The following is a 6,276-nucleotide window of genomic DNA, read 5'->3' on the forward strand; positions in this document are numbered from 1 at the left end:
TCCAACTGCTGCTTGCTGGCAATTTAACTTCACCTACAGTTACCCAAGAGAATTCATCTTGAGAAAGCTCCGAGGAATCAATTTCTCGCTCAAGCAAAGATCCCACTTCAGGATCCCAAACACCGCACATCAAAACACTCCCAGATCCAGTTAAATCCCCAAGTTTGACTCTTAACTGCAGAACATAAGTCTCGGTTGTACGATAGTCATCGATAGCCGAACGATCCCATTGAATCGACCAATTAGTTGACATACCTGGCTGATAAACAGCATAGCCGGAATCTGATAATGGCTCTTCAGTTAGACGGCAGGTTGCGGCTCCAACCTTAGGGAGTAATACATCCTTAATCTGAAGCTCAATGACACTAGGGGAACAATTTTCCTTACCGAACAGATTCATGCCGATTCTCCATTGAGTAAACTTTGTAGTCGTATCTGTTAAAGTTGGCTCAGCGAAACTCTTTATCTCGAATTTTTCGACATATTTCCGGAACTGATCCATGTCCTCGAGGTAAGCCTTTTTATCAGCCAAATTTGTTACACCATTCTCTAGACGTGCATACAGCAAGCAAGTTTCTTCACGCTCAACTTCTGCTAATAGAACAGGGTCATTAATGACTGCCGCTTTAGCCTGATCGATTAAAGCAAGCGCCTCATTGATAAATGCACGATCAAGATGCAACACAGCACCTTGGTTAGGCCTGTTAGAGCGGTGAAATGACTCCCATTCTTGATGTAATAATTGATTATACTTCCAGATCGAAGGGCCAGCGGCTCCATAATAACCAAAAGTAAAATCACGTAACAAATCATCCATTTCCAAAGTAGGGTCCCATGCCAACTTAGCCAATGCCCAATCCTTCATGGTTGCACGAGAACCACCTATACTAAGGAAGTTATCTTGGAAAAAGATACCAGAAATCCCCTGCTCCACCAAATATTTAAAGTTTTCTTCAATGACCTTGAAATTTGGAATCGGTGTTAGCCAATTAGCATTATCTCCAAAAGTATAGTCCCAGATGTGTATTTTGGCACCGATAGCACGCCATGATTCGAGAGCCTCTTGGAATTCTTCAGTTTCGGTAATATAAAAATATTTATTGTGCCAGACATGCCGATCTGTTGCCAACCAGATCAATGTATCCCCATCAGGGCGTATTGTTTTCGGCGGCATGAATGTCTGCAAATAAGCTAAGGTGCTTATCTGCACATCGGGGTATTTACGATGAATCAACTCAGCAACTTGATTCACAAAATTGATAAGCAACCCGGAATCATTCTCCTTTTCTGAAAATGCTAAACAGTCTTCGCAGCGGCACAGAACGCTTGATCCATCATTTTGCGAAATGCTGAACAAACGCGCATCAGGATCCGCATCAAGAATCTTAATTGCATTATCAGCAACAATCCGCAGCGCCTCTTCATTGCTCAAGCATATATTATTAAACTGCCTCTCCCCATTAATTAAAGCGAAATACTCAGGATGACTAGAGAGTAACTCTTTAGCTGGAGCCAATCGATAAAATGTATGAGCAAACAACTGTCTTCCTGGATAGCGAAGCATGCCTCCGTATGCCGAAGGAATCTCCAAAGACAAAGGATCCACCGCCGAACTGATCCGATTCATGATAGCCCAATCGGGATCCTGAGCCTCCACATGATATACATCACGCATCTCCAAAATCGGCGAATAAGACCGCGGAACAACCGATACCGTCAACTCTTCTTCATAAGGATAATAGGCAGGCACGAAGCGAGAATACCAGCGACACCCTAAGTCTTCTTCCAAAAATGCAATCACAGCATTAATGGGCCCCCGGCGTTCCCCTCCGGTAAAAAAAAGTGCATTACCAGAGGCCTGAAGCGCGTAGCCTTCTGCAGAAAGCTCAGGCACGAGAAGTCCACTAGCCTCCTTGAGTTTTGTATTTCCTACGCTTAAAACTGGCATCGACCTAAATTCCTCCGCATACAGGGGCTCAGGGATAATGTTAAAAGTGGCTCCGCTCATCGAATCGAGACCCTCCTTTAACATGTCAGCTGCTATTACTTCTTGAGAAGATGGGGTTTCCGGTAAAACGATGACTGCAGATGCCTGCTTATTTGTCGCGAATTCAAACAGTACACTTTGTCCCTTTGGCTCTAACACATTTGCAGATGCCAGCTTAAAGGAAGTCACCTGATCATTAACATCAGTTGAACCAGAAAACTGGAACCCTGCCGCAACGATCTCAGATTCTGTTGGAGCAAAAACATTGCCGTTGGCATCTCTAAACTGTCCATCGGTGATGACTTCAATGTTATTCACCACTAAATCATATGTTCCAGAATCCGCATAATAGGTCATTAATAAAGTATTTGGAAAGGCTGCAGTAGTCGTTGCAATGCCCCCAGACGTGCCTGAAGCATTATTGAGCACTTGACCGTCACCAACTACTTGCCAGTAATAATCACCAGCCCCGTCAATCCCAACATAGACTCCAAATGAACCTGCACCGCTATCGGGATCATTAAAACCAATCAGGCGATTACCTGCGAACTTATTAAAACCGACCCCGATCATTTCACTTGAACCTGCTGAAAATTGAGGAGCAAATCCTATCCCAATAACAGTTATAGTACTATTAACATATTCAACGTAAGAATATGCATCGGGACCATATCCTTGATATACTGCTCCAAAGAACCCGTAAGCACCAGGATTACCCGCATCAGGACTTTTCCAGGTGTAATCGCCACCGGGAGTCGTGGTCCCCGCAACTTTAGCATAGTTACCGACCGAGCTAAAATTTGCCTGCTCGACCACGACCTTAGAGTAGAGACTTGATACACTAAAAACAGCAACCAACGCACCGGTTCTGATAAAGGCTGAGATTTCCATAATTCGGATCACTAACGCGCAGTGAAGGACAGGTTTAGGCTTTGTAAGTTATCCATTCTAAGCGGCTAACAGATTGACGCATCTACTATCAACTAGTACTGGTCGATATTCGCATGGGCACACTTTCGCAAAACTAAATCGGCGATCAAACTCCACGCCAAAATCGGACTCATCTTCACATGAATCAAAAAGAGCCTGCGCATCAAAACATTCTTTGGAACCATTGAGAACGTCGTTAAAACTTAAATACGTATTTCTATCTGCGTCCACCTGATAGTTACATGCAGTCATAAAGTTCATGGAATTAATGAATGTCTACGTCAGATATTACAAATTTTGAGCATTAACGTTTTTATGAAATTTAACTTCAATTAGCTAGTTGAATATTTCTCGAATGCGGATAATGATCTGTTGATCTCAAATCATTTTTGCACATTGGCCTTCGATTGGACACTAGTGAATTTAAACATTAACTTCGCCTTAACAAAAAATACACTCCCGGCCTTCACTGCCTGATGCATTAATTTACTTCCCTATCTGGTTTTGCTCAAATATACAAAACATGATGCACCCAGGTGAGATGAATAGAACAAAGAAACAAAAATTATTTTTAGTATCCTACACAATCATCACCCTATTATTACGTTAGTAATATCTAAAAATAATGAATGAATAATGCCTTTCAGACATCCAGACACTTACGTGATATAATCAACTTGCGTGATATAAATGATATAATTCCAATCACACCTATGATCATGGCATAACTACCTGACTCAGGAATCGTTGATGTCAAACTAAATGAGGTAACCTGATCATTTGAATCAGTTGTGCCAGCAAACTGAAAGCCAGCCGCAACGATCTCTGATTCTGTCGGTGCGAAAACATTGCCAATAGCATCTTTGAGCTGTCCCCCGGACACCACCGTAATATTATTCACAATTAAATCATACTCACCCGAATCTGCATGATAAGTCATTAGTAAGGTATTTGGAAAGGCTGCAGTAGTCGTTGCAATGCCCCCAGACGTGCCTGAAGCATTATTCAGAATTTGACCGTCAGCAACGACCTGCCAAAAATAATCACCAGTTTCATCTATCCCAACATATGCGCCAAACGAGCCCACACCGCTAGCTGGCGTACTGAAACCAATTAAACGATTACCCGTGACAGTATTAAAACCTACTCCAATTATCTCATTCGAACCTGCCGTAAACTGAGGTGCAAACCCAATACCAACCATAGAAGTATTGCTATTAGTATATGATATATATGAGTACGCATCGGGACCGTATCCCTGATAGACGGTTCCAAAATAGCCGTAAGCACCTGGATTGCCCGCATCAGAGCTTTTCCAGGTATACTCGCCGCCTGGAGTCGTTGTTCCTGCTATTTTCTGGAAGTTAGGGACATCATTAAAATTAGGCTGATCAACAATGACCTCCGAACAGAGAGTTGAAGCGCTAGCAAAGGTGAGAAACGCGACGACAAGAGGGGTAGCGGTTGTGATTTTCATAATTTCATTTCCTTTAAATTTTATAGTGAAATCAATAGTTGAGCGGTATGCTAAACCACAAAACGATCTTCTACATAAAAAACAATACTTGGCAAACAGAGTTGAAGTTAATCATTTAACGGTCCCCTTCCGACTTCAGTGCCATTATCATTGCCAGAAGCAGACCTAGCACCTCGTGTTCTATTTCCTAGCCAACGAACCACTCGCATCCCACACTAGGCCAGGTGTGGCGTAGCCTCCTAGAGCCGCACCATTGTGCTTGAGACGCAGGGAGGCAGAACCCAACCATAAGTATGAAACGAAAGAGATACACCGAAGAGCAGATCGTTGCGATTATGCGCGAGGCAGACGAAGGTCGTAACATGGATGACGTGTGCCGCGAGCACAACGTGAGCAAGGCCAGCTTCCACCGCTAGAGGAGCAAATACGGACAGACACAAGCGCGAGGTGGCCGAGTCGGGGTATGTGCTCGCTACGGGCCGCCTGCCGGTATTTTCGTCTGCACTGGTCGAGCTTCTGCTACCGGGCTAAAACCGCCACCGACAAGATGGTTCGCCTCGTGCGAGCAATCATCGAGGCGAGCCGGATCTGGTCGGCCCCCACTTTTCGTACCAGAGCGATGAGACGCTGGCTGGGTAGGATTATGTTGGTTGGGTTATGGTTTGCGGGAGTGCTTGGTGCAGTGAGCCCGTAGGGCGAACGGAGCCAAGCACTGCCTTGGTTTGATGCCAGAGTTTGGCAAAGGCGTCGGGGGATATAAAGCCCAAACGGCTGTGCGGATGCTGGCTGTTGTATTTGCGTCGCCAGTTTTCGATGACGACGCGCGCTTCGGTCAGGGAGAGGAACCACTCCTGCTTGAGGCACTCGTCCTGCAGGCGGTTGTGGAAGCTCTCCACGTGAGGGTTTTGCCAGGGCGAGCCCGGCTCGATGTAGAGGGTTTTGATGCGTTTGGATTCCAGGTAGTCCTTGGTCGCCGTAGCGATAAACTCCGGCCCGTTGTCGGAACGGATGTGCTCGGGAGCACCGTGCTTGGCGATGGCTTTGTCCAAGGCCGCGACGATGTCGGCTGACTTCAGCCCGCGAGCCACCGTCAGGCTGATGCACTGGCGGGTAAACTCGTCGATCAGACTGAGCACCCGCAGAGGCGCTCCATTGTCGGTGCGATCCGCCACGAAGTCCCAACTCCACACGTGCCGCGGATGCGTCGCCGCGGTCGGGATCTTGCCGGTGGACTTGCCCTGACGCCGTTGCCGGGGGCGCGGCGGCTTCACGCCCAGCCCTTCAGCCCGGCGTACCTTTTGTACCAGCTTGCGGCTGACCTGCCAGCCTTCGTTGGCCAGCAGCGCTCGTACGCGACGATAACCGTAGCGCGGGTTGGTCCGGCTCACCGCGATGATCGCACGCACGAGGCGAACCATCTTGTCGGTGGCGGTTTTAGCCCGGTAGCAGAAGCTCGACCAGTGCAGACGAAGATACCGACAGGCGGCCCGTAACGAGCACGTTCCCGACTCGGCCACCTCGCGCACCGCTTCGCGCTTGTGCCCCGGGCTTACCATTTTTTTGCGTTTACCTGCTCCAGTACTTTGATGTTCAAAAGCTGGTCGGCCACCAGTTTCTTCAGCTCGGCGTTCTCGCGCTCAAGCTCCTTCAGACGCTTCACATCGCGCAGCTCCATCTGTCCGTACTTGCTCTTCCAACGATGGAAGCTCGCTTTGCTCACATTGTGCTCGCGGCAAACATCGTCCACGCTGCGGCCTTCGTCTGCCTCGCGCAGGAGCGCCACGATTTGCTCTTCGGTGTATCTCTTTCGTTTCATACTTCTGGTCGGGTTCTACCCGCCAGGGTCTCAAACGCAATGGTACGATTCTAGGAGGTCACGCCA

At 47.3% G+C, this 6,276-nt stretch carries 5 protein-coding genes; 1 reads left to right on the plus strand and 4 read right to left on the minus strand.

Translation table 11 applies throughout. The features are described 5' to 3' along the window. Together H5P28_RS14250 and H5P28_RS14255 are read right to left on the minus strand one after the other, a co-directional pair. Positions 1 to 2,878 (minus strand): DUF4838 domain-containing protein (locus H5P28_RS14250; RefSeq protein WP_185676387.1); only part of this gene is annotated, 2,878 nt, incomplete at its 3' end. A 682-nt stretch (positions 2,879 to 3,560) separates the two neighbouring features. Beyond that, complete coding sequence (locus tag H5P28_RS14255; protein ID WP_185676388.1) at positions 3,561 to 4,394, minus strand: hypothetical protein; 834 nt, start codon at positions 4,392 to 4,394, stop codon at positions 3,561 to 3,563. A 293-nt stretch (positions 4,395 to 4,687) separates the two neighbouring features. Between H5P28_RS14255 and H5P28_RS14260 the strand changes: the two genes are divergently transcribed. Continuing rightward, positions 4,688 to 4,810: a transposase gene (locus tag H5P28_RS14260; protein ID WP_185676389.1), complete on the plus strand. Its 123-nt coding sequence runs from the start codon at positions 4,688 to 4,690 to the stop codon at positions 4,808 to 4,810. A gap of 225 nt (positions 4,811 to 5,035) precedes the next feature. Here H5P28_RS14260 and H5P28_RS14265 read toward each other — a convergent pair whose 3' ends face one another. Together H5P28_RS14265 and H5P28_RS14270 are read right to left on the minus strand one after the other, a co-directional pair. Then, complete coding sequence (locus H5P28_RS14265) at positions 5,036 to 5,950, minus strand: IS3 family transposase (protein ID WP_185673678.1); 915 nt, start codon at positions 5,948 to 5,950, stop codon at positions 5,036 to 5,038. Then, the gene (locus H5P28_RS14270; protein WP_185673679.1) at positions 5,944 to 6,210 is read right to left on the minus strand and encodes a transposase; all 267 of its coding nucleotides are present in this window, start codon (positions 6,208 to 6,210) and stop codon (positions 5,944 to 5,946) included. The genes H5P28_RS14265 and H5P28_RS14270 overlap by 7 nt, the downstream gene beginning before the upstream one ends. Positions 6,211 to 6,276 lie beyond the last annotated feature (66 nt).

Origin of the sequence: Ruficoccus amylovorans (assembly GCF_014230085.1) — a bacterium.
In the GTDB taxonomy this organism is placed as follows: Bacteria; Verrucomicrobiota; Verrucomicrobiia; order Opitutales; family Cerasicoccaceae; genus Ruficoccus; species Ruficoccus amylovorans.

Bases quoted from the DNA above. Each gene is read 5' to 3' on its own strand.
- H5P28_RS14260 (WP_185676389.1), top strand. From the start codon at position 4,688: ATGAAACGAAAGAGATACACCGAAGAGCAGATCGTTGCGATTATGCGC.
- H5P28_RS14270 (WP_185673679.1), bottom strand. From the start codon at position 6,210: ATGAAACGAAAGAGATACACCGAAGAGCAAATCGTGGCGCTCCTGCGC.
- H5P28_RS14265 (WP_185673678.1), bottom strand. From the start codon at position 5,950: ATGGTAAGCCCGGGGCACAAGCGCGAAGCGGTGCGCGAGGTGGCCGAG.
- H5P28_RS14255 (WP_185676388.1), bottom strand. From the start codon at position 4,394: ATGAAAATCACAACCGCTACCCCTCTTGTCGTCGCGTTTCTCACCTTT.